The sequence below is a fragment of the Microbacterium foliorum genome (assembly GCF_003367705.1).
In the GTDB taxonomy this organism is placed as follows: domain Bacteria; phylum Actinomycetota; class Actinomycetes; order Actinomycetales; family Microbacteriaceae; genus Microbacterium; species Microbacterium foliorum.
In genome coordinates, this window is sequence record NZ_CP031425.1 from 1,215,545 (window position 1) to 1,238,335 (window position 22,791).

The 22,791-nt window shown below is 69.4% G+C and carries 23 protein-coding genes and 2 riboswitches; of the genes, 10 read left to right on the forward strand and 13 right to left on the reverse strand.

Going from position 1 to position 22,791, the window contains the following annotated elements; genetic code table 11:
- The first annotated feature begins 81 nt into the window (after positions 1-81).
- Positions 82-330, forward strand: a complete 249-nt coding sequence (locus tag DXT68_RS05510; RefSeq protein WP_045255559.1) for a hypothetical protein — start codon at positions 82-84, stop codon at positions 328-330.
- A 24-nt stretch (positions 331-354) separates the two neighbouring features.
- Positions 355-2,019, forward strand: coding sequence for an ABC-F family ATP-binding cassette domain-containing protein (locus tag DXT68_RS05515; RefSeq protein ID WP_045255558.1), 1,665 nt, complete (start codon positions 355-357; stop codon positions 2,017-2,019).
- Between the two features lie 18 nt (positions 2,020-2,037).
- Here DXT68_RS05515 and DXT68_RS05520 read toward each other — a convergent pair whose 3' ends face one another.
- From DXT68_RS05520 to DXT68_RS05530, 3 genes are all read right to left on the reverse strand, one after another.
- Positions 2,038-2,382, reverse strand: coding sequence for a LysR family transcriptional regulator (locus DXT68_RS05520; protein ID WP_045255557.1), 345 nt, complete (start codon positions 2,380-2,382; stop codon positions 2,038-2,040).
- A gap of 131 nt (positions 2,383-2,513) precedes the next feature.
- Positions 2,514-2,813, reverse strand: coding sequence for a Fe-S cluster assembly protein HesB (locus DXT68_RS05525; protein WP_045255556.1), 300 nt, complete (start codon positions 2,811-2,813; stop codon positions 2,514-2,516).
- Positions 2,814-2,889: 76 nt separating this feature from the next.
- Positions 2,890-3,444, reverse strand: a complete 555-nt coding sequence (locus DXT68_RS05530; RefSeq protein WP_082069063.1) for a GNAT family N-acetyltransferase — start codon at positions 3,442-3,444, stop codon at positions 2,890-2,892.
- A 130-nt stretch (positions 3,445-3,574) separates the two neighbouring features.
- Here DXT68_RS05530 and DXT68_RS05535 point away from each other — a divergent pair, with 130 nt between their 5' ends.
- Positions 3,575-4,117 carry a Dps family protein gene (locus tag DXT68_RS05535; RefSeq protein ID WP_045255555.1) on the forward strand — a complete coding sequence of 181 codons (543 nt, stop codon included), beginning with the start codon at positions 3,575-3,577 and terminating at the stop codon, positions 4,115-4,117.
- 26 nt (positions 4,118-4,143) lie between these two features.
- Here DXT68_RS05535 and DXT68_RS05540 read toward each other — a convergent pair whose 3' ends face one another.
- Both DXT68_RS05540 and DXT68_RS05545 read right to left on the reverse strand, forming a co-directional pair.
- The gene (locus DXT68_RS05540) at positions 4,144-4,656 is read right to left on the reverse strand and encodes a DUF6328 family protein (RefSeq protein ID WP_045255554.1); all 513 of its coding nucleotides are present in this window, start codon (positions 4,654-4,656) and stop codon (positions 4,144-4,146) included.
- Positions 4,657-4,721: 65 nt separating this feature from the next.
- On the reverse strand, positions 4,722-5,297 hold the full coding sequence (locus tag DXT68_RS05545; RefSeq protein ID WP_045255553.1) for a 1-acyl-sn-glycerol-3-phosphate acyltransferase: 576 nt from the start codon (positions 5,295-5,297) through the stop codon (positions 4,722-4,724).
- A 91-nt stretch (positions 5,298-5,388) separates the two neighbouring features.
- Here DXT68_RS05545 and DXT68_RS16925 point away from each other — a divergent pair, with 91 nt between their 5' ends.
- Positions 5,389-5,535 (forward strand): hypothetical protein, encoded by a 147-nt coding sequence (locus tag DXT68_RS16925; protein ID WP_162829093.1) that lies wholly within the window; start codon positions 5,389-5,391, stop codon positions 5,533-5,535.
- 53 nt (positions 5,536-5,588) lie between these two features.
- Here the strand turns inward: DXT68_RS16925 and DXT68_RS05550 are convergent, their stop codons facing one another.
- A complete protein-coding gene (locus DXT68_RS05550; protein ID WP_045255552.1) occupies positions 5,589-7,070 on the reverse strand; it encodes an MDR family MFS transporter in 1,482 nt (493 codons plus the stop codon).
- A 205-nt stretch (positions 7,071-7,275) separates the two neighbouring features.
- Here DXT68_RS05550 and DXT68_RS05555 point away from each other — a divergent pair, with 205 nt between their 5' ends.
- The gene (locus tag DXT68_RS05555) at positions 7,276-9,315 is read left to right on the forward strand and encodes an ABC transporter ATP-binding protein (RefSeq protein ID WP_373372463.1); all 2,040 of its coding nucleotides are present in this window, start codon (positions 7,276-7,278) and stop codon (positions 9,313-9,315) included.
- Between the two features lie 79 nt (positions 9,316-9,394).
- Here the strand turns inward: DXT68_RS05555 and DXT68_RS05560 are convergent, their stop codons facing one another.
- Genes DXT68_RS05560 through DXT68_RS05590 form a run of 7 tightly spaced genes read right to left on the reverse strand, consistent with a single transcriptional unit; the run spans position 9,395 to position 16,850 of the window.
- Positions 9,395-10,168, reverse strand: coding sequence for an SDR family NAD(P)-dependent oxidoreductase (locus DXT68_RS05560; protein ID WP_045255550.1), 774 nt, complete (start codon positions 10,166-10,168; stop codon positions 9,395-9,397).
- A gap of 20 nt (positions 10,169-10,188) precedes the next feature.
- The gene (locus tag DXT68_RS05565; protein ID WP_045255549.1) at positions 10,189-11,136 is read right to left on the reverse strand and encodes a glycosyltransferase family 2 protein; all 948 of its coding nucleotides are present in this window, start codon (positions 11,134-11,136) and stop codon (positions 10,189-10,191) included.
- Between the two features lie 40 nt (positions 11,137-11,176).
- On the reverse strand, positions 11,177-12,313 hold the full coding sequence (locus DXT68_RS05570; RefSeq protein WP_045255548.1) for a cysteine desulfurase family protein: 1,137 nt from the start codon (positions 12,311-12,313) through the stop codon (positions 11,177-11,179).
- A 4-nt stretch (positions 12,314-12,317) separates the two neighbouring features.
- Entirely contained in the window at positions 12,318-13,169 is an 852-nt protein-coding gene (gene nadC / locus DXT68_RS05575) for a carboxylating nicotinate-nucleotide diphosphorylase (protein WP_045255547.1), read from the reverse strand.
- Positions 13,169-14,803 (reverse strand): L-aspartate oxidase, encoded by a 1,635-nt coding sequence (locus DXT68_RS05580; RefSeq protein WP_045255546.1) that lies wholly within the window; start codon positions 14,801-14,803, stop codon positions 13,169-13,171. The genes nadC and DXT68_RS05580 overlap by 1 nt, the downstream gene beginning before the upstream one ends.
- The gene (gene nadA, locus DXT68_RS05585) at positions 14,803-16,137 is read right to left on the reverse strand and encodes a quinolinate synthase NadA (protein WP_045255545.1); all 1,335 of its coding nucleotides are present in this window, start codon (positions 16,135-16,137) and stop codon (positions 14,803-14,805) included. The genes DXT68_RS05580 and nadA overlap by 1 nt, the downstream gene beginning before the upstream one ends.
- Complete coding sequence (locus DXT68_RS05590; protein WP_045255544.1) at positions 16,134-16,850, reverse strand: NUDIX hydrolase; 717 nt, start codon at positions 16,848-16,850, stop codon at positions 16,134-16,136. The genes nadA and DXT68_RS05590 overlap by 4 nt, the downstream gene beginning before the upstream one ends.
- A gap of 242 nt (positions 16,851-17,092) precedes the next feature.
- Between DXT68_RS05590 and DXT68_RS05595 the strand changes: the two genes are divergently transcribed.
- The 5 genes from DXT68_RS05595 to DXT68_RS05615 are packed head-to-tail and all read left to right on the forward strand — an operon-like array spanning position 17,093 to position 22,480.
- The gene (locus tag DXT68_RS05595) at positions 17,093-18,781 is read left to right on the forward strand and encodes an ABC transporter substrate-binding protein (RefSeq protein ID WP_045255543.1); all 1,689 of its coding nucleotides are present in this window, start codon (positions 17,093-17,095) and stop codon (positions 18,779-18,781) included.
- Between the two features lie 37 nt (positions 18,782-18,818).
- Positions 18,819-19,814 (forward strand): ABC transporter permease, encoded by a 996-nt coding sequence (locus tag DXT68_RS05600; protein WP_045255542.1) that lies wholly within the window; start codon positions 18,819-18,821, stop codon positions 19,812-19,814.
- Complete coding sequence (locus tag DXT68_RS05605) at positions 19,807-20,787, forward strand: ABC transporter permease (RefSeq protein WP_115760465.1); 981 nt, start codon at positions 19,807-19,809, stop codon at positions 20,785-20,787. The genes DXT68_RS05600 and DXT68_RS05605 overlap by 8 nt, the downstream gene beginning before the upstream one ends.
- Positions 20,784-21,647, forward strand: coding sequence for an ABC transporter ATP-binding protein (locus DXT68_RS05610; protein WP_045255541.1), 864 nt, complete (start codon positions 20,784-20,786; stop codon positions 21,645-21,647). Before DXT68_RS05605 ends, DXT68_RS05610 begins: the two co-directional genes overlap by 4 nt.
- Complete coding sequence (locus DXT68_RS05615) at positions 21,644-22,480, forward strand: ABC transporter ATP-binding protein (protein ID WP_045255540.1); 837 nt, start codon at positions 21,644-21,646, stop codon at positions 22,478-22,480. Before DXT68_RS05610 ends, DXT68_RS05615 begins: the two co-directional genes overlap by 4 nt.
- A gap of 79 nt (positions 22,481-22,559) precedes the next feature.
- Positions 22,560-22,654: riboswitch (glycine riboswitch) on the forward strand.
- A gap of 1 nt (position 22,655) precedes the next feature.
- A riboswitch (glycine riboswitch) is annotated at positions 22,656-22,784 on the forward strand.
- Positions 22,785-22,791: the final 7 nt, after the last annotated feature.

Below are 22,791 nucleotides of genomic sequence, written 5' to 3' on the forward strand. Positions count from 1 at the left end.
CGACGACGTCGGAGCGACGATTCCTGTTCCCCGGTCACGATGAAGGTCGCACTCTGAGGGCCCTCGCTCTACTCTGATCCTGTGACCCAGTACGCCGCATCGGCCAGGACGAATCAGCTCGCCCTCATCGGCTTCATCGCCGCCTTCCTGATCCCGCCCGCCGGTGTGATCCTCTCGGTTCTCGCGCGACGTCAACTCGATGCACCGGGGAACTCCGAATCCGGTCGCGGGCTCGCGCGCTGGGCGATGGTGGTGGGTGTCCTCGGCACGTTCGCGCAGATCGGCTTGCTCCTCATCTGGTTCTCGCTGTTCTTCCGTGCGGTCGGCTGACTGCGCGCCTGACAGACTGGTGTGATGACCGCCACCCTCGTCGCCCAGAACCTCGCAGGTGGCTATGGTCACCGCATCCTCTTCGAGGGCGTCGACCTGACCGTCGCCCCGGGCGACGTGATTGGCGTCGTCGGCGCCAACGGCGCTGGCAAGTCCACACTGCTGCGGATCCTCGCGGGGGTTCTTGCTCCCGCTGACGGAACGGTGTCCCTCGCACCGACCGACGCCTTCGTCGGCTGGCTGCCGCAGGAGCACGACCGGATCGAGGGCGAGACCGTGGCGCAGTACATCGCGCGCCGCACGGGCTGCGCGGCGGCGACACGCGAGATGGATGCCGCGGCCGCCGCGCTCGGCGACCCGTCGCTCGCCCCCGGGGGCACGGATCCCGCCGACACATACTCGCTGGCCCTCGACCGCTGGCTGGCCAGCGGTGCCGCCGACCTCGATGAGCGCATCCCGGCCGTGCTGGCCGATCTGGGTCTGCCCAGCGGAGGTCGCGTCTCGGAGGAGGCGTCGATGACCGGCCTGTCCGGCGGGCAGGCCGCCCGCGTGGGGCTCGCCGCCCTGCTGCTCTCGCGCTTCGACATCGTCTTCCTCGATGAGCCCACGAACGACCTCGACCTCGACGGACTCGACCGTCTGGAGTCGTTCGTCCGCGGGCTCCGCGGCGGGGTCGTGCTGGTGAGCCACGATCGCGAGTTCCTCGCGCGCAGCGTCACCCGGGTGCTCGAGCTCGACCTCGCACAGAACGCGCACCGTCTCTACGGCGGAGGATACGACGCGTACATCGAGGAGCGCGCGGTGGTGCGTCGCCACCTGCGGGAGAAGTACGACGAGTTCGCCGACAAGAAGGCCGACCTCGTCGCGCGCGCCCGCACGCAGCGCGAGTGGTCGAGCCAGGGCGTGCGCAACGCGATGAAGAAGTCTCCCGACAACGACAAGATCAGGCGCAAGGCGTCGACGGAATCCAGCGAGAAGCAGGCCCAGAAGGTCCGCCAGATGGAGAGCCGGATCGCCCGCCTCGACGAGGTCGAGGAACCGCGCAAGGAATGGCAGCTCGAGTTCACGATCGGCTCCGCCCCGAGATCGAGCAGTGTCGTCTCGACACTCAACTCCGCGGTGCTGCGGCAGGGTGACTTCACGCTGGGCCCCGTGTCGGTGCAGGTCGATGCCGGTGACCGGATCGGGATCACCGGTCCGAACGGCGCGGGCAAGTCGACGCTGCTTCGCGCCCTGCTCGGGCGGCAGGAGCCGGTCGAGGGCAGCGCCGCGCTCGGCAGCAGCGTGCAGATCGGCGAGATCGACCAGGCCCGCTCGCTCCTGCTCGGGGAGGAACCGCTCTCCGAGGCGTTCGAGGCCGCCGTGCCGGAGATGGCGTCTGCCGAGGTGCGGACGCTGCTGGCGAAGTTCGGACTCAGGGCCGACCACGTGACCCGGCCGGTGTCGGGCCTCTCACCCGGGGAGCGCACACGGGCGGCGCTGGCGCTGCTGCAGGCCCGCGGAGTGAATCTGCTCGTGCTGGACGAGCCGACGAACCACCTCGACCTCGCGGCGATCGAGCAGCTCGAAGAGGCGCTCGAGTCCTACACCGGCACGCTGCTGCTGGTCACCCATGATCGACGGATGCTGGAGGCGGTGCAGACGAACCGGCGGTGGAGCGTCGCCGACGGACGTGTCGAGGAGCGCTGAGTCTCCGCGTCCCTGACGTCAGCGTCCCTGACGCTTCTTGTAGGGCTTGGGCTGCCCCTTGACGATGGGGGCGCGCCCCTTGCCCTTCGACGCCTTGGCCTTGCCGCCCGCGGGGGCGACCGTCTTCGGCGCGGGCGGGGGAGCAGCGGCGACGGTCTCCTTCGCCTCGACGAGGAACAGCTCGCCGACATTCGTCAGTCGGGGCGTTCCCTCGCGGTTCACGAGTGCGTGACCGACCTCGTCCTCGAGCTTGTCGAGCGATGTGTACAGCGACGCCAGGGGGATGCCCAGCTCCTTCGCCGCACGGGGGAAGTGCAGCGTCTCGGCGAGCACGATGTACCGGCGGAGCAGTGCGATCTTCATGCGGGGGAACGGTCCTTCTCGCGCCGCGACGATCGCGGCTCTGGTTCTAACCTACGCGAGCGGGATGCACGGACACTCCCCACACGCACGGATGCCGCGACCCGAAGGCCGCGGCATCCGGTGCACCGCGCTCAGGCGACCTGGGGGAGGACCGCGAAGGAGACGGAGCCCTCGTCGTCGACGCCGGCGTCGAGGATCTTGTCCTCGAGCGCGGCGGCGGCGGTCTCATCGAGGAACAGGCGCGTGCCCGACACCTCGACCACCTGGTCCTCGGGCTCGGGGTCGGGGGTGACCAGGACCGCGAGTCTGGCCCCGCCGTCAGGACCGCCTGCCGGTGTGGAATGGATGCGGAGTCCCGCATCGGCGGCGTCGGTCTGGCGGCTGACCAGGGTGTTGACGATCGCGGTGGCGTTGTCGGTGAGGGTGAGCACGAGACTCTCCTTCCGGTTGCGGTCACGACGCGGTTGCGGCGCGTTCGGGACACGATTCCGAACCCCGCCGCGCGATTCAACCCGACGCGCCCCGTTCGGAGGGGTCTCCCACCTGATGCAGAGGTTTTCTCAGGAAGACCTGATCGGTGCCGTCTCCCTGCGGGATCCGCTCGTGCTCGCGATACCCGACCGATTCGTAGAGCCGGATGTTGGCCTCGCTCAGGCTGCCGGTGAAGAGCTCGGCGACCTCGGCCGACGATGACCGCTCCGCGGCCTCGAGCAGGCTGCGTCCGATGCCCTCGCCCTGACTGTCCGGCGCGATGGCGATCCTGCCGATCAGCAGCACGCCGTCGTCGTCCTCCACGAAGCGGATCGCCCCCACCAGGCGGCCGTCGATGCGGGCGGTCAGACCGTCGCCCGCGCGCAGCTCCGCCTCGACCTCCGCGAGCGTCTGCGTGAGCGGGGGCATGTCGGCGCTGCCGTAGATCTGCGCCTCCGACACGAACGCGGCGCGCTGCAGGGTGAGCACCTCTCCCGCATCGGATTCCGTGATCGGGGCGATCACGATCTCGGGGCGGGCATCCCGCGCGCCGGCATCGTCGGTCTGGGTTCTCTGGGTGTCCGATCTCATCACCCCGCCACGATCCGGCGTGCGCGAGGGGCCTGTCAACCCCCTCGATCGGCGCCGCCCCGCGGCGTTAAGGTCTGTGGGCCGGAGCTCGCACGTCGCTCCGGATCCACTCACAGAGCAGGAGACACCCATGGCTGAGAAGACGAAGTCCACGACCGCCGGCTCCACGAAGCGCGGCGCGAAGACGACCAGGCGTCAGAACGCGGAGAAGGGCTTCACGGCTTCCGCCGAGCTCGCCGGCAACCTCCAGACCGTGCTCGTCGACCTCATCGAACTCTCGCTGCAGGGCAAGCAGGCGCACTGGAACGTCGTCGGCCGCAACTTCCGCGACACACACCGTCAGCTCGACGAGATCATCGATGCCGCGCGCGAGTTCAGCGACACCGTCGCCGAGCGCATGCGCGCCCTGCACGCGGTGCCGGACGGCCGCACGGACACGATCGCGGAGACCACCTCGCTGCCGGCGTTCCCGTCCGGTGAGGTGTCGACCACCGACACGATCGATCTGATCACCGCGCGCCTGGATGCCGTCGTCGGCACGATCCGCGACGTCCACGACGCGATCGACGAGGAGGACCCGACCTCGGCCGACATCTTGCACGCGATCCTCGAGAGCCTCGAACAGTTCGCCTGGATGGTCAGCGCCGAGAACCGCACGCCGGCGGGGCGTTGAGCTGAGCCGCGGGCGGTGGGACGCTCTCAGGAGCGGCCCACCGCCCGCCGCACGAGTCGGGGGAGGGCGAACGAGAGCAGCCCTATCGCCACGAGTGAGGCGACCAGAGCGACGAGCCCGGCCTCCCGACCGACGGCGAAGTCGATGATGAGGGTCGTCACGCCGATGGTCAGCGCGGCGATCACCACGAGGTCGATCTTGACGATGCTCGCCGCGACACGCACCAGCTCGGGCTTGCGTCGCCGACCGAAGGCGGCGCGATGCATGCCGACGGGCGCGAGAGCGAGGATCGTCGCCAGGGCGGCGAGGGCGACCAGCACGACGTAGAGGTTGCGCTGCACCTCGTCCATGTCCTCGAAGCGCGGCTGGAATGCCACCGCGAGCAGGAAGGCGGTGAGGATCTGCGTTCCCGTCTGCATCACACGCAGCTCCTGCAGCAGTTCGTCCCAGTTGCGGTCGGCTCGCTCGTTGCGGGTCTCGTCGCGTCCGTCGGCCTGATGGTCGAGATCGTCCGGCGTCGCGCGCTGTTCGGGTTCCATCCGTCCAGTCTCGTGGGGCGGATCAGACCGTGTCCACACTCTTGCGCCGTCGCCAGAATCCGCTCTCAGCGCTCGCCGTCCTCCTCGCGCAGACGGGGGACGGTGCGCCGCTCGGGGCGCAATCCCGCCTTGTCGGCGTAGAAGGCCCGGATCCGGTCCATGTCCGCCCTGACGTCACCCGTGAGATCGAGGGTCGGACCGAGGCCGGTGGTCATCGTCGTCCGGTCGACGAAGCCGAGCGTCACCGGCATCCCGGTCTCGCGGGAGATCCGATAGAAGCCGGACTTCCAGTGCTCGTTACCGCCGCGTGTGCCGTCCGGCGTGATCACCAGCCCGAAGACCGAGCCGGAGTGCACCTGATCGACCACATCCGCCACGACACGGGCGGGGTCGGCACGGTCCACCGGAATCCCGCCGAGTCGTCGCATCAGGGGGCCGCGCCAGCCGCGGAACAGGCTGTTCTTGCCGAGCCAGTGCACCTCGATGCGCAGCTGCCACGAGATGGCGAGCATCAGCACAAAATCCCAGTTCGAGGTGTGCGGCGCGCCGATCAGGATCGTCGGTCGAGACGGCGTCGTCTCTGCGGTCAGGGTCCAGCGGCTGAACATCCAGAACACGCGGGCGAGGAGTCGTTTGAGCACCCGTCAACCGTAGAGGACGTCGACGCTGTGTCTGCCGTGAGAGACGAGCGGAATCGACGCCCCCGCCCCGCAGCAGGCGTAGCATCTAATGATGGCCACGTCACAGGACTCCGATGCGCAGGAGGCACCCGCGGTGCTCCAGACCATTCCGGACGCTCTGAACCTGCTCGAGAACGGCGCCGTCGGATACTGCAGCGGCGGCGTCTGCCACATCCCCGCGCCGAAGACGCAGCAGTAGCGGACGCCGCCGCAGCGGTCATCGCGGCCCGCCGAACCGGCGAGCGGTGCGGATCAGTGCCCGCCGTGTGCCCCGCCCGAGACGTCGTCTGCGGGCTTGGTCACGAAGGCGCTCAAGGCCACCGCCGCGAGCGAGATGGTCGCCGCGATCAGGAACGCCATGCGTGCACCGGGCGCTCCGGCCACCTCCGTGGACAGGCCCTCGGCTTCGCCCGCGTGCAGGATCGCCGAGTAGGTCACGGTGAGCACAGCCACTCCCGCCGCGCCGCCGACCTGCTGCAGGGTGTTCAGCACCGCGGATCCGTGGGAGTACAGCGAGCGCTGCAGCGAACCCAGCGACGCCGAGAACAGCGGGGTGAACGACATCGCCAGACCCACCGACATCGTCGCCTGCACGATGATCAGCACCCACCACACGGTGTGCTCGCCGACCGTCGAGTAGTAGAAGAGTGCGGCCGACACGAGGATCGTGCCGGGGATCAGCAGCGGACGAGTGCCGCGGGCGTCGTAGACGCGGCCCATGACGGGGCCGAGCAGACCCATCAGGACCGACCCCGGCAGCAGGATCAGACCGGACTCGAGCGCGTTCAGCCCCGCGACGTTCTGCAGGTACTGCGGCAGCAGCGTGAGGGTGCCGAACATCGACAGGGCGAGGATCGTCATGATGATGACCGAGAACGTGAAGTTCGTCGACCGGAAGACCCGCAGATCGAGGAGCGCGTCGTCGCCGCGCTGCAGCATGATCTGACGCCAGACGAACAGCGCGAGCGCGACGGCTCCGACGACGAGCGCGGTGATGCCCGCGGCCTCACCGGATCCGCCTTCACCGCCGAACTGGCTGAGACCGAAGACGATGCCGCCGAAGCCGAGTGCGGCGAGCGGGATGGACAGCACGTCGAGGGGCACCGCGCGCGTCTCGCCGAGGTTGGTCATCCACTTCGCGCCGATGAGGAGCGAGACCAGGGCGATCGGCAGGATGATCGCGAACAGGGCGCGCCAGTTCAGCGTCTCGAGCACGGCGCCGGCGACGGTGGGGCCGATCGCGGGTGCCAGGGAGATGACGAGGCCCACGCGGCCCATCATGCGCCCTCGCGACTGAGCGGGCACGACGTTCATGATCGTCGTCATGAGCAGCGGCATCATGATGCCGGTGCCGGCGGCCTGGATCACGCGACCGGCGAGCAGCACCGCGAACCCTGGTGCGACCAGGGCGACGAGGGTGCCGAGGGAGAAGAGGCTCATCGCGGCGATGAACACCTGCCGTGTGGTGAAGCGCTGCAGGATGAAGCCGGTGGTCGGGATGACGACGGCCATGGTGAGCATGAACGCGCTCGTCAGCCACTGCCCGAGCTCCGGCGGGATGCCGAGGTCCTCGTTGAGATGCGGGATGGCGATGCCCATGGTCGTCTCATTGAGAATGGCGACGAACGCCGCGACGAGGAGCAGCCAGATGACGCGCATGTCGCTGCGCGCGATCTCGCCCGTCGGTGCGGAAGAAGTGGGCGTGGGGATCGAACCGGTGTCGACGGCAGACATACGGCCTCCAAGGCACGCGAGAAGAGGGGAGGGAGGGTGCACGCGAGAGCGCGGACCATTCAGCGTAACGGCAGGCGACGACATTTCATTCCGGATCCGTACGAATACGCCCGCACCCAGACGGATGCCGGTGTGCGCGTCGCCGGCACGTTCGACGTGATCGGATCCGTGTGTCCGCCGCCCTGACTACGCTGGCGGAATGAGCATGGGTGGAGGACGCGGCGGGTTCCGTGGCGTCGATGAGGACGCACAGCGTCGACTCAACGCCGAGGCCCCGCGCATCAGCGGGCTGGGAGCGCGGGTGGTCGCCCTGTTCCGGCCGTACCGCTGGCGCATCCTCTGGACCGGTGTGCTCGTCGTCCTGGGCGCCGGCATCGCGGTGATCCCTCCGCTGATCGTCCAGCGCATCTTCGACGAGGGGCTGTTCCCGGTCGACGGCGGAGGGCCGCACCTCGACCTGCTGGCCTGGCTCGTCGGCGCGATGGTCGCGCTCTTCCTGCTCTCCGCAGCGCTGGGTGTCGCCCAGACCTGGTTGACCTCGACGGTCGGCAACAACGTCACCGGAGACCTGCGGGTGCGGCTCTTCGAGCACCTGCAGGCGATGGAGCTCGGGTTCTTCACGCGCACGAAGACGGGCGTGATCCAGTCGAGGCTGCAGAACGATGTCGGCGGTGTGTCCGGCGTGCTCACCAACACCGTCACCAGCATCCTCGGCAACGTCGTCACGGTCATCGCCTCCCTCGTCGCGATGATCCTGATCGACTGGCGACTCACGCTGATCGCCGTCGTGCTGATGCCCTTCCTCATCGTGGTGCAGCGACGCGTCGGGCAGGTGCGGGCGCGGATCGCAGGCGAGACTCAGGAGTCCCTGTCCGAGCTCACCTCGATCACGCAGGAGACGCTGAGCGTGTCGGGCATGCTGCTGTCCAAGGCGTTCAACCGCCAGCGCACCGAGTCGCAGCGCTACCAGGCCGAGAACCGCAACCAGGTGACGCTGCAGGTGCGCCGGGCGATGAGCGGTCAGGGCTTCTTCGCCGTCGTGCAGGTGCTGATGGCGAGCGTGCCCGCCGTGATCTACCTGGTGTCGGGGTACCTCATCGCCGGCGGCACCGGCGCGATCACGGCCGGCACCGTCGTCGCGTTCACCACGGTGCAGGCGCGGCTCCTGCAGCCGCTGATGGGTCTGATGCGCGTCTCCCTCGACCTGCAGACGTCGTCGGCGCTGTTCGCGCGCATCTTCGAGTATCTCGATCTGGTGCCCGAGATCCAGGACGCCCGCGACGCGATCACCGTCGCCGACGCTCCGGGTCCGCGCGGGCGGATCGAGTTCGATGACGTCGTCTTCCGCTACCCCGATGCGGCGGCCGATGCGCGACCGACTCTCCAGGGGGTCTCCTTCGTCGCCGAGCCGGGGCAGCATGTCGCGTTCGTCGGCCCGTCGGGCGCGGGCAAGACGACCGTCCTCTACCTGGCGCCCCGTCTGTACGAGGCGGCGGGCGGTGCCGTCCTCTTCGCGGGCGCCGACGTGCGCACGCTCACCCAGGAGTCGATCATCGACCAGGTCGGCATCGTCTCGCAGGAGACGTATCTGTTCCACGCCACGATCCGCGACAACCTGCTCTACGCCCGCCCTGAGGCGACGGAGGACGAGCTGATCGCGGCATGCACGGCTGCGAACATCCATCACATCATCGCCGGATTCGAAGACGGGTACGACACGATCGTCGGCGAGCGCGGCTACCGTCTCTCCGGCGGCGAGAAGCAGCGCATCGCGATCGCCAGGGTGCTGCTGAAGGACCCGCCGGTGCTGCTGCTCGACGAGGCGACCTCCGCTCTCGACACCGTGTCGGAGCGGGTCGTGCAGGAGGCGCTCGACGAGGCGGCGAAGGGACGGACGACCCTGACCATCGCGCATCGGCTCTCGACCGTGATCGGCGCCGACGTCATCCACGTGCTCGAAGCAGGCCAGATCGTCGAGTCCGGCACCCACTCCGAGCTGATCGCCCGGGGCGGTCTCTACGCAGAGCTCGCGGCGCAGCAGGTCGCGGCGTCTCGGGTGATCCAGACCGAGGCCGTCGTCGAGACCGAGGTCACCGGAGGGCTGCGAGCGGCGCTGCCCGATCGACGGGCCGATCGGGCACCCCAGGACTCCGCGGGGGCGGATGCGGTCGCCGCACTCACCGCCCCCGTGCCGCTGCTCGACGTGGCCCGCGCGGACGAGAGGGTCCACCCGGCGGAGGACTGAGCGCCGGCCGGTACATGGAGAGGCCGCCGGCTCGGGGCATCGTGAGGCCGCCGGCGCGGGGCATCGTGAGGCCGCCGGCTCAGTGCACCGACAGGCCGCCGTCGACGAACAGCGAGTGGCCCGTCACGTATCCCGATCCCGCGCTCGCGAGGAAGACGGTCGCCGCGGCGAAGTCCTCCGGCAGCCCGTTGCGGCCGATCATCGTGCGCGCGGCGAGGGCGGCGATCTGTGCAGGGTCCTCCTGCAACCGCGCGTTGAGGGGAGTGAGCACGAACCCCGGCACGAGGGTGTTGCTGGTCACTCCGGTGCCTCCCCAGGCTTCGGCTTCCGACCGCATCAGCGATTCCACCGCGCCCTTCGACACGCCGTAGACCCCGCTGCCGACGAACGCGCGGTGGGCCTGCTGAGAGCTGATGTGGATCAGTCGGCCGAACCCGCGTTCGGCCATGCCGACGGCGTAGCGCTGTCCGAGCAGCAGCGGTGCGAGCGTGTTGACCGTCATGGTCGCGTCCCAGTCCGCCTCGGAGATCTCGGCGAACGGCGGCCGGATGTTGACCCCCGCCGAGTTCACCAGGATGTCGGGTTCTCCGAACGGCTGCGCGGCGGCGTCGGCCAGAGCGCGGATGCCGGCGCGCGAGCTCAGGTCGCCGACGACACCCGCCACGCGGCACCCGGCATCCGTCAGCTCTCCGACCGTTCGCGCGATCCTGTCCTCGCCGCGTGCGACGACGACGGTCGCCGCGCCGGCCCGCGCGAGGGCGGTGGCGATGCCACGGCCGATGCCGGAGCTTCCCCCGGTGACCACGGCCGTGCGGCCGTCGAGTGCGAAGAGGTCGGCGAGGTACTCGTTCATGCGTCTCCGGGGATTCGGCGTCACCACGCCAGAGCGGCGGTGAGTGCGGGGTCGGGGTGGGCGTCGGCGAATTCGGGCAGCGCCTCGATCTCGGCGACGAACGACGCCACGACCGCCGCGTACTCGGGGTCGTGATGTGTCGCGGCGATGTCGAGCAGGGGAGGCAGGTCCATCGCGAGGATCAGCTCGAGTCGCGCGACGACCGCCGCGCGTGCTCCGGCCTCATGCAGCACGCGGATGCCGCCACGGAGCGCCGCGAGGTAGTCGCGCATCACGCGAAGCTGCGCGCGGCCCTGTGTGATGGACGTGCCGTCGGCGCGCATCCGCCACCGCACGACGGTGTCGGGGATCACGTCGAACGTTCGAGCGCGGGTGTAGAGCAGCTGCGCGACGATCTGATCCTCGTAGGCGACGCCCTCGGGGAACCGCAGGTCGTGCCACAGCTCGGTGCGGCTCATCTTCGACCAGGCGACGATGTTCGCACTCGCCGCCGGGTGCTCGAAGATCGTGGTGCCCCGCCGCGCCGGCGACGTCGCGGCGGCCACCCAGGGCTGCACACGACCGGGCACGTACCGTTCGCCGTCGAACCGCGACCGGACGTAGGCTCCCGCGACGAGGTCGCTTCCGGTCTCGGCGAGTGTGCTGCTCAGGCGTTCGATGGCGGTGGGGGCGAGCTCGTCGTCGCCGTCGAGAAACCCCACGAGGGGTGTGTCGACCAGGTCGAGCGCCGCGTTGCGGGCGGCTCCGAGACCACGGGACGCCGCGTGGGTGAGCGCACGGAAACGGCGGTCGGAGGCGGCGGCTGCCGCGAAGATCTCGCCGGTGTCGTCAGCGGACCCGTCGTCGACGAGGATCGCCTGCCACCGACGTTCGGTCTGCGCCAGAAGGGACTCGAGAGCAGCGGGCGCGAAGCCGCCGATGTCGCGGCCGGGGACGATCACGGTCACGAGCGGGGCGGAGGCGGTCACGAGCCGAGTCTAGAGCCGCCCCCGGTTCGCCCTCGCACGCTCACCCGGCGACGGCGCGCACCGACTCGGCGACGAGGGCGGCGAGTCGACGGGGAAGGTCGTCGGGCAGCGTCTCGCGACCGAAGGTGAAGCGCACCGCGCTCTGCGCCACGCCCGGATCCACCCCGCAGGCGAGGAGCACGTGGGACGGTTCGTCGTTGCCGGCCGCGCACGCGGATCCGCTCGACGAGACGACCCCTCGCCGCTCGAGCTCGAGCAGCACAGCCTCGCCGCTCACGCCCGCGAAGGTGAAGCTCGCAGTGGCGGGCAGCCGCTCCTCCGGGGCTCCCGTCAACACCGCCTGCGGCACGGCAGCGAGGATCCCGGCGATGACTCGGCGGGTCGCCGCGCCCACCCGTGCGCTCGCCGCCGCACGCTCGGCCTCGGCGAGATCGAGGGCGACGGCGAGACCGACGGCACCCGCGACGTTCTCGGTTCCGGAGCGGCGACCGCGCTCCTGACCACCTCCGTGCAGGAGGGGTTCGAGCGGGATACGCCCTCGGACCGCGAGGGCGCCGATCCCTTTGGGCGCGCCGAGCTTGTGGCCGGCGATCGCCACGGCATCCGCGCCGAGTCCCGCGAGCGGCAGCCACCCCGCGGACTGCACCGCGTCAAGGTGCAGTGCGGCGCCCGCGGTGTGCGTCACCGCGGCGAGTCCCGAGACGTCCTGAACCGTGCCGATCTCGTTGTTCGCGTGCCCGAGGGCGACCAGGGCCGTGTCCTCCCGCACCTGCGCACGCAGAGCGTCGGCGGTGATCCGCCCCTGAGCATCGACCGCCGGCATCGTCACCTCGATGTCGTGGAAACGGCGCAGGAAGTCGGCCGACTCCAGGATCGATTCGTGCTCGATCGGCGAGACCACCAGGTGACGACGCCCTGTTCCGAGAGCAGCGAGCACGATCCCCTTCACCGCGAGGTTGTTCGCCTCGGTTCCACCCGCCGTGAACACGACGTCGCCGGCCCGCATGCCCAGCACGCGGGCGACCCTCGACCTCGCGTCGTCGAGCGCGTCCGTGGCCGCCTCACCGTACGTGTGGTGGCTCGACGGATTGCCGAAGGTCCCGGTGAGATACGGGCGCATCGCATCGAGCACCTCCGGTCGCACCGGAGCCGTCGCGGCGTGGTCGAGGTAGAGCATCCGGTCAGTCGATCCGCACGTCGAGGCCGAGGTCGAGGGCCCGTGCCGAATGCGTGAGCGCCCCGACCGAGATCACGTCGACCCCGGTCGCGGCGATGGCGCCCACCGTTTCGAGGTCGACGCCGCCGGATGCCTCGGTCTGCGCCCTGCCGCCGATGAGGGCCACTCCCGCTCGCAGGTCGTCGAGCGAGAAGTTGTCGAGCAGCACCGTGTGCGCGCCGCCGTCGAGCACGGCGGCGATCTGGTCGAGCCTGTCGACCTCGACCACCACATGCGTGGTGTGGGGGAGCGCGGAGAGCGCCTCGCGCAGCGCGACGGCGAGATCGAGGCCGGAGCGCTGCAGCACAGCGAGGTGGTTGTCCTTCGCCATCACGGCGTCCGACAGCGAATGCCGGTGATTGCGTCCGCCGCCGGACACCACCGCGTGTCGCTCGAAGGCGCGAAGGCCCGGCGTGGTCTTGCGGGTGTCGGCGATGCGCGCCGCGGTTCCCTCGACCGCGCGCACGTATGCGGCGGTGAGGGTGGAGATGCCGCTCATGCGCTGGGTGAAGTTCAGTGCGACGCGCTCGGCGGTGAGGACGCTCCGGGCCGCCCCCGACACCGAGGCGAGCACGTCGCCGGCGGTGAACGCGTCGCCGTCGCCGACATGCACGTCGACGGTCACAGTCGGGTCTGTGAGGGTGAAGGCGATCGAGAACACGGCGCCACCGCTGAAGACTCCGGGTTCGCGCGCGATCAGATCGGCGTTCGCGGTGGCATCCGCCGGCAGCAGCGTCACGCTGGTCAGGTCGCCCCACGGCGCGTCCTCATCGAGGGCGGCTGCGACGACGCGGGTGAGGAGGGCGGGCGTGAGCATCAGACGGTCTCCAGAACGGGTGAGGGTGCGGGTTCGCGGAAGTGCGCACCGACAGAGTCGGTGCGGGTGAGAGCGGCGGTCGCCGTGGCGACCCCCAGCAGCAGGAGGTTGTGCTCCTCGTGCTCCGCCACCGTGGCGGGATGCCGTCGCTCGGCGCGCCACACATCGAGCGTATCGAGCGCCTGCTCCAGCCCCTCGGCGGATCTGAGCAGGCCGACACGATCCCACATCAGCTGCTGCAGCGCGGCGCGGGAGAAGGCGGGGACACCCGTGGCGTCGCGCATCGTGGCGCGCACCTCGCCCGAGGCGCCGGAGGCGAGCTCCGCCGTGGCTTCGGAGGCGAGCTCCGCCGCGAGACCGGAGCCGAGCTCCGCCGCGAGACCGGACGCCGCGAGACCGGAGTCGGCGAGACCGGACCCGGCGAGACCGGAGCCGGCCGGAGCGGAGCCGGTCGGAGCGGACTCGGTCGGCCAGTGCGCGTCGAGCGCGGCCGCAGCCCGTGCTCCGAACACCGCACCCTCGAGCAGCGAGTTCGATGCGAGCCTGTTGGCCCCGTGCACGCCGGTGCGCGCGACCTCGCCGACCGCGAGAAGCTGCGGCAGCGACGTGCGTCCGTCCAAGTCGGTGACGATGCCGCCCATCAGATAGTGCGCCGCCGGTGTCACCGGGATCGGTTCCGCTGCCCAGTCGAATCCGCGCTCCCGTGTGACCCTGTCGATCGTCGGGAACCGTCGGGCCAACACCTGCGCTCCGAGCATCGTCGCGTCCAACCGCACGGGCGATCCCTGCGCGGCGGCCTGACGTGCGATCGCCCGCGACACGACGTCACGGGGAGCGAGTTCCCCGTCGGGATGGCTGTCGAACACGAATCGTCGACCGTCGGCGGCGAGCAGAGTCGCCCCCTCGCCGCGCACGGCCTCCGAGACGAGGAACGGAGTGTCCGCATCGAGGAGGACCGTCGGATGGAACTGGACGAACTCCAGATCTCTCACGACCACACCCGCGCGCAGTGCCGCGGCGAGGCCGTCACCGGTGATACCTGCCGGGTTCGTCGTGTGCGCATAGAGCTGACCGGCCCCTCCGGTGGCGAGGATGACGGCATCTGCCCTGAGGTCTCTCATCGTGCCGTCGATCAGCACGCGGATGCCGCGGGCGACCCCGCCCTCGACGAGCAGATCGACGAGGAACGCGTGCTTTATCACGGCCACCCCCGCCGCGCGGGTGGCGTGCACCAGCGCCCGGGTGATCGCCGCACCGGTCGCGTCGCCGCCGGCGTGCACGATGCGCGCATGGCCGTGCGCGGCCTCGCGCCCGCGCAGGAGTGCGCCTGCGGCGGAGCGATCGAACGCGACACCGCGGGCGATCAGCTCGGCGATCCTGGCCGTCGCGTCGTGGACGAGAACGTCGACGGCCGCGGGGTCGGACAGCCCCCCTCCCGCGGTCATCGTGTCGGCCGCGTGCTCGGCCGCGGAGTCGCCGGCGCCGTAGCTCCCGGCGACGCCGCCCTGGGCGTATCCGGTGCAGCCGTCGCCCAGCGCGCCCTTCGTCACGACGGTGACCGTGTGACCGGCCTCGTGCGCATGCAGGGCGGCGGTGAGCCCTGCGATGCCGGAGCCCGCGACGATCACCTCCATCAGGGGACCGCGACCACGGGCGGCTTCGCCGCCAGCATCCGCTCGAGGGCGATCCGCGCGGGATCCGCCACGTCCGCGGTCACCGTGATGCGGTTCGGGGTGCGTCCGGCGACGAGCTCTTCGAGCACCCACGCGAGATACCCCGGGTGGATCCGGTACATCGTCGAGCAGGGGCAGACCACCGGATCGAGGCAGAAGATCTCGTGCTGGGGGAACTGCGCGGCAAGGCGTCGGACCAGGTTGACCTCGGTGCCGATCGCGAAGGTCGTCGGGGTGGTCGCGGCGGCGATCGCGCGTCGGATGTAGTCGGTGGACCCCGCCTCGTCGGCGGCGTCGACGACCTCCATGGGGCATTCGGGGTGCACGATGACCCGCACTCCCGGGTGCTCGGCCCGCGCCTTCTCGATCTGCGCGACGGAGAATCGGCGGTGCACCGAGCAGAACCCGTGCCACAGGATGACGCGGGAGTCGAGCAGTTCCGTGGTGGACGAGCCTCCGAGCGCCGCGCGCGGGTTCCACATCGGCATCCTGTCGAGGGGCACGCCCATCGCCTTCGCGGTGTTGCGTCCCAGATGCTGGTCGGGGAAGAACAGGACGCGTCGGCCCCGCTCGAAGGCCCACTCCAGCACGGTCTCGGCGTTCGACGACGTGCACACGATCCCGCCGTGCCGGCCGACGAAACCCTTGATGGCTGCGGAGGAGTTCATGTAGGTCACGGGGATCACCGGAACCCGGCCGCCCTCATCGACGACCTCGAGGTCGCCGAACACCTCGGACAGCTGCTCCCAGCAGTCCTCGACCTGGTCGATGTCGGCCATGTCGGCCATCGAGCAGCCGGCGGCGAGGTTCGGCAGGATCACGGCCTGATCGGGACCGGAGAGCAGATCGGCCGTCTCGGCCATGAAATGCACTCCGCAGAAGACGATGGCCTCGGCATCCGTGCGCGCTTTCGCCGCCGTCGCGAGCTGATAGGAGTCACCCACGTAATCGGCGTGACGCACCACCTCCTCGCGCTGGTAGAAGTGGCCGAGCACGACCACGCGGTCGCCCAGCGTCGCCTTGGCCGCACGGATGCGGTGGTCGAGCTCGTCCTCGCCCGCTTCGCGGTACGAGGCGGGGAGTTCCCCCTGCCGTGGGGCGCCGGTGGGGATCACGTCGCCCATCGACGAGCCGGGCCCGTAGCCGGGGCGCGTGTCGAAATCCCAGGGCCCGAGCGCGAGATCTGTCGCGCAGGTGGCATCTGTGGAGGCGCCGGACACGATCGACCGGATCGCGTGATCGACGGAGGCGTCGATCGCCGGCACATCCGGCGTCGGAACGAAGGTGATGCTCATCGGGTGCTCGTCTCGTCGGGGCCGAGCGGGCCGTGGTCGGCCAGCTCGACGTCGGTGTTGTAGCGGTACAGGCGGGCGGGGCGGTGGCTGCCGGTGCGGAACCGGTCGGTGGGCAGCAGCGTCCCCGAGCTCTCGACCTGGCGTCGGAAGTTCGCCGGGTCGAGTTGCCTGCCGAGGATCGCCTCATAGGCCTCGCGGAGATCGGCCAGGGTGAACTCGGCGGGGAGGAAGCCGTGTGCGACGCGGCTGTAGCCGACCTTGTTGCGCAGACGCCACAGGGCGTAGTCGATGATCGCGCGGTGGTCGAAGGCGAGCGGCGGCAGGTCGTCGAGATCGAACCAGCGCACGTTCTCGGGGGCACGGCCGGATGCGCGGTGCGCGGCGCTCTGCGCATCGACGTCATCCTGGCGCAGCAGCGCCCAGTAGACGATCGACACGACGCGGGTGGGGGAGCGGTCGACGGCGCCGAATGCGTACAGCTGCTCGAGGTAGCTGGGTGTGAGACCGGTGGTCTCGGCGAGCGTGCGGGCTGCGGCGTCGACGGGGGACTCGACCGCGGTGAGCCAGCCGCCGGGCAGGGCCCACTGTCCGGCGAACGGCTCGCGGGTGCGAAGCACCAGAGGGAGCGCCAACACGGCGGCCCCGTCTTCGGTGCGACGCAGCGTGAGGATGACCGTCGACACCGCGACGTCGATTCCCCTGGTTTGAGTCATAGTCACCTTAACCTCCGGATCGATCTTAGTGTCATCGAGACACTTACTGCACCTGTGTGACGCGTGCGGCGCCGAGTCCGAAACGTTATGCGGTCGGGTTCCGAATGCTTGTCGCCCGGTGGGTAATTTGTTAGGTTACTGTCCTAACAAATCCCTTCCGGGGATCTGTCACGAGTTCCGGTTCCGGGCTCGGCTCCATCCGGAGATCCCTCCTGCAGTGCAGCACCGAGAGGAAATACAGAATGATCCGTAACGGAAGGCGCAAGATCGCGCTCACCGCTGTGGCGGGGGCATCCGTCCTCGCCCTGGGTTTGACCGCCTGTGGCGCCGGCGGCAGCGAGGGGAGCGCGGGCGATGGCGACCGCGCCCTGCGCGTCTGGGCGGGAAGCCAGACCCCGATCACCGCGAACTACAACCCGTTCGCACCGACCGTGCTCCATGGCGCGCTCGGCCCCATCTACGAGCCGCTGTTCTTCTTCAACAAGACCGCGGACTCCGAGCCCGTCGGACTCATCGGCGACTCGTACGAGTACAACGACGACGGCACGGTGATCACGATCGCCATCAAGCCCGACCTCATGTGGAGCGACGGCGAGCCCCTCACGGCGGCCGACGTCGCCTTCTCGTTCACCTACGAGGCGAACAATCCCGAGGGCAACGGCCTCGTCTCGGCGGAGGCGACCGACGACACCACCGTCGTGCTCACCTACACGAGCGCGCAGTACACCACCGAGTTCCAGCGCCTCGGGTCGACGTACATCCTCCCCGAGCACATCTGGGCCGACGTCACCGACTTCGCGAACTTCGCCAACGAGGACCCGGTCGGTTCGGGCGCCTACGTGGTCGACAAGACCACGAGCGAGTCGTACACGCTCGTGGCCAACGAGAACTTCCGCGACGCCGACGAGCTCGGGGTCAAGAAGGTCCAGTACATCGCGGTCGACAACAACCAGACGGCGCAGGATCTCCTCGCCGCCGGCAAGCTCGACTGGACGGGGATGTTCATCCCGAACCCCGATGACGTGACCGCGAACGGGGCGATCGACTGGATCAACACCCCGCAGGACCCCACCGTCCTCTACACCTGCTCGAACGCCGAGCTCGGGTGCACCGGCCCGCAGACCGATGTCGCGGTGCGCCAGGCCCTCAACGTGGCGATCGACCGCGCCGCCATCAAGGACAAGGCCTTCGTCGGTCTGACCGGCGACATCTCGCCCACGTTCGCGCTGCTGCCGCGCGACGAGAAGTGGGTGGCCGACGCGGCCGACGAGGTCAGCCCCCAGGAGGCCGACGCCTCCGCGGCGGGCGACATCCTCGAGGCCGCGGGGTACACCAAAGACGGCGACTTCTACGCGAAGGACGGGACGCCGCTCGAGCTCAGCCTGATCTCCGTCGACGGGTGGACCGACTACAACGATGCGGCCAAGCTGATCGCCGAGCAGGCCGAGGCGGCCGGCATCAAGATCACCGCGTCGACCGTGCAGTGGCAGGAGTTCTCCGATGCCCGTCAGGGTGGGGACTTCCAGTTGATCGTCGGCGGTGTCGTCGGCACCTCCGTGGCCGACCCGTTCCAGATCTACCGCGACTGGTTCGGGGGCACCACGGTCGAGTCCACGGCTCCGGTCGGCAGTGAGGTCCCGGCCGGGCGCTGGAACTTCAGCCGGTACAGCAACCCTGTCGTCGACCAGGCGATCCAGTCCGCGATCAGCACCGACGACGAGGCCGAGAAGAAGGCGCTGTACGGCACGATCCAGACCGAGATCGTCCGCGACCTGCCCTACATCCCGCTCGTGATCAACGCCACGCAGACCTTCTACAACACGAAGGACTTCACGGGCTGGCCGACCGAGGACGACCTCTACGCCTTCCCGCCGTCCTGGGGAGCGATCGCCGCGGGATACGTCCTGACGCACCTCGAGCCGGTCGAGTAGGACGTGGTGTCGGGGAGCAGGAAGCGCGGTCTGTGACATGACGTTCTATGCACGAAGGATCGGGTTCTACGCGTTCACGCTGTGGGCCGCGATCTCACTCAACTTCCTGCTTCCCCGGCTCATGCCGGGGAACCCGGCCGACATCATGATCGCCAAGATGCAGCGGGCGGGCGGAGAGGTCTCCGAGACCACCATCCGCAACATCAAGCTGCTGCTCGGAGGTGACGACTCCTCGCTCTGGGAGCAGTACCTGGCGTACTGGGGTCGCATGTTCCAGGGCGATCTGGGCGTCTCGGTCACCAAGTTCCCCACTCCGGTGAGCGAGCTGATCGGCCAGGCGCTGCCGTGGACCCTCGTGCTCGTCGGCACGGTGACGGTCATCTCCTTCATCCTCGGCGTCGTGCTCGGCGCCTGGGCGGGGTGGAAGCGCGGCACCTGGGTCGACCACCTCATTCCGGCGACCACGGTCCTGCAGTCCATCCCGTACTTCTGGATGGCGCTGCTGCTGGTCTCCGTCTTCGCCGTCGGGCTCGGATGGTTCCCGATCTTCGGCGGATACGACGTCTTCGACTTTCCCGACGGCCCTGAGCCGACGTGGGCCTTCTTCTCGAACGCGCTCTCGCATGCGGTGCTCCCGGCGCTCACCATCGTCATCTCGTCGGTCGGCGGCTGGATGTTCGGGATGCGCAACATGATGGTGCAGACCATGGCCGAGGACTACGTCCTCACCGCGGAGGCGAAGGGGCTGCGCCCGCGGCGCATCATGACGACGTATGCCGCGAGGAACGCCGCGATCCCGTCGATCGCCGGCTTCTCGATCACGCTCGGCTTCGTGGTCGCCGGCTCCATCGTGATGGAGCAGGTGTTCACCTATCCGGGCATCGGCAAGCTGATGTTCCAGGCCGTCACCAACAACGACTACGCGCTGATGCAGGGACTCTTCCTCGTCATCACCATCACGGTGCTCGCCGCCAACTTCATCATGGACCTGGTCTATGGCTTCATCGACCCGAGGGCTCGCCAGAATGTCTGACACCGACAACGCCGTGCTGATCACCAAGGATCAGCCGATGACCCAGCCGGCGAGCACGATCTCGCTGGCCACGCAGCGAGGACGTCGGCGTCGCCGCATCCTCCCCACCTCGTCGACGAAGTTCGTCGTCGGGGTGACCCTGGTGCTCGCGATCGTGCTGTTCGCGATCATCGCGCCGATCTTCTCGCAGAACCCGCGCAGCTCCGACAATCCGGCCCTGCTGCCGCCGTCCGGCGAGCACTGGCTGGGCACGACGAAGCTCGGCAACGACATGTTCGCCCAACTCGCGATCGGTGCGCAGGGGTCTCTGCTCGTCGGCGTCGTCGCGGGCGGCATCGCGATCGTCCTGTCGCTGGTCTTCGGCGTGCTCGCCGGCTACCTCGGCGGATGGCGCGAAGACGCCCTGGCGCTGCTGACCAACGTGATGATCGTGATCCCCGGACTCCCGCTGGTCATGGTCATCGCCTCCTTCGTCCCGCAGCGCAGCTGGCAGCTCGTCGCCTTCGTGCTCGGGATCACCTCGTGGGCCGGCGCCGCCTACGTGCTGCGCCTGCAGACGCGCTCGCTGCGCACCCGCGATTACGTGTACGCATCGAAGGTCGCGGGGGAGCGGTCGTTCCGCGTCATCCTCGTCGAGATCATGCCGAACCTGCTGCCGCTGCTCACCGCCCAGTTCCTGTTCGCGATCATCTTCGCGATCCTCGGCGAGGCGGGCCTGTCGTACCTCGGGCTCGGCCCCAACTCGTCGATCACCTGGGGCACGATCCTCAACGACGCGCAGTCCGGCCAGGCGCTCGGTCGCGGAGCCTGGTGGTGGTTCGTTCCCCCGGGGGTCATGATCGCCGTGCTCGGTGCCGGTCTGGCGCTGATCAACTTCGCGATCGACGAGGTCATCAACCCCAAGCTCCGCAATGCCCCCGACGCCGCGCGCCGGGTGCGCAAGGCCGTCAAGACGAAGGGAATCGCCGCATGAGCGCTCCGCAGGCGGTGCTGACGGCCCGCAACGTCTCGATCGAATACGAGGTCGATCCGCCGGTCAAGGCCGTGCGCGACGTCTCGCTCACCCTCAACAGGGGCGAGATCCTCGGGCTCGCGGGAGAGTCGGGCTGCGGCAAGACGACCCTCGCCTACGGCATGAACCGGCTGCTCAAGGCCCCGGCGCTGATGACCGGCGGCGAGATCGTCTTCCACGACCGCGACGGTCACGACGTCGACATCGTCGCCCTCGACGGCGACGGTCTGCGGGCGTTCCGCTGGGACAAGATCTCGATGGTCTTCCAGGGGGCGATGAACTCGCTCAACCCCGTGATCAGCGTGCGCGCGCAGATCTTCGACATCTTCGACACGCATCGCCCGGGGATGTCTCGGAAGGACAAGCAGGCGAGAGCCGAGGAACTGCTCACGCTGGTCGGGGTCGATCCGTCCCGACTGACGAGCTTTCCGCACGAGCTGTCGGGCGGCATGCGCCAGCGCATGATGATCGCGATGGCGCTCGCGCTCGACCCGCAGGTGATGATCATGGACGAGCCCACCACGGCGCTGGACGTCGTGGTGCAGCGCGGGATCATCCGCGAGATCATGCGGCTGCGTGAGCGGCTCGGATTCGCGGTGATCTTCATCACCCATGACCTGCCGATGCTGATCGAGATCAGCGACCGCATCGCGGTCATGCTGCAGGGGCAGATCGTCGAGGAGGGGACGGCGGAGGAGATCTACCGCACCCCGCAGCACGAGTACACGAAGAAGCTGCTGTCGAGCTTCCCGAGCCTGACCGGCGCACGCGGCGACTTCGTCCGCACCGGCAACAGCCCGAGCCAGGAGGAGATCCGATGAGCGCTCCCGCTCTCGAAGCGCGCAACCTCGTCAAGGACTTCACACTGCGATCGGGACTGAAGACCTCGGTCCTGCACGCCGTGAAGGACGTCTCGTTCACGATCGAGGCCGGGCGCACCGTCGCGCTGGTCGGCGAGTCCGGCTCGGGCAAGTCGACGATCGCGCGGATGCTGATGAAGCTCGAGACGCCCACCAGCGGCCAGATCCTGCTGGACGGACAGCAGACCGCGTCACGGGGTCGAGCCGTCGAGCACTATCGGTCGCAGGTGCAGATGGTCTTCCAGGACCCGTTCGCGTCGCTCAACCCGTTCCACACGATCCTCCATCACCTGGAGCGCCCGATCCGCCTGCACCACCCTCGGCTGTCGGGCGACGAGGTGCGCGCGCGGGCGCTGGAGCTTCTGGAGCGGGTGCGTCTCACGCCCGGCGAGAGCTTCGCCGAGCGCCGGCCCCACGAGCTCTCCGGCGGTCAGCGCCAGCGGGTCGCCATCGCACGCGCCCTCGCTCCCGGCGCCCGGTTCATCGTGGCCGACGAGCCGGTCTCGATGCTCGACGTCTCGATCCGCCTCGGCGTGCTGAATCTGCTCGCCGACCTGCAGCGAGAAGACGAGCTCGGCGTGCTCTACATCACGCACGACCTCGCGACGGCACGGCACTTCAGCGACGAGATCATGGTGCTCTACAAGGGCGACGTGGTCGAGCGCGGTCCGGCTGACGCGGTGATCCTCGACCCGCAGCACGAGTACACGAAGACGCTGCTCGGCGCTGCTCCCGAGCCCGAGAACCTGGGGCGTCTGCGCGACGAGGTCCGCGCAGAGATCGCCGGCCGCTGACGGCGGCCTCGCGGGTCGGCGCCCCCTGGCGTCGATGCTCCGACCCGCTAGACTGGGCCCACAAGTGAAGACAGGCCGAATGACCCACGCGGGAGAGCCCCGGCGAACGCAGCCGGGCACCGAAGGAGCAAGCCTCCCCGCCAATCTCTCAGGTACGCGTACCGCGCGGTTCCGGCCACTCTGAAAAGCGATTCCACCCTTCGTCTCGGGCGCGCTCCGCGCGTCCTCGCCCAGGAACCACGGGATCCGCCGACGGTGAAAGCCCGATCCCGGGTGAAGCTCTCAGGCTCATGACAGAGGGGGAGTTCCGA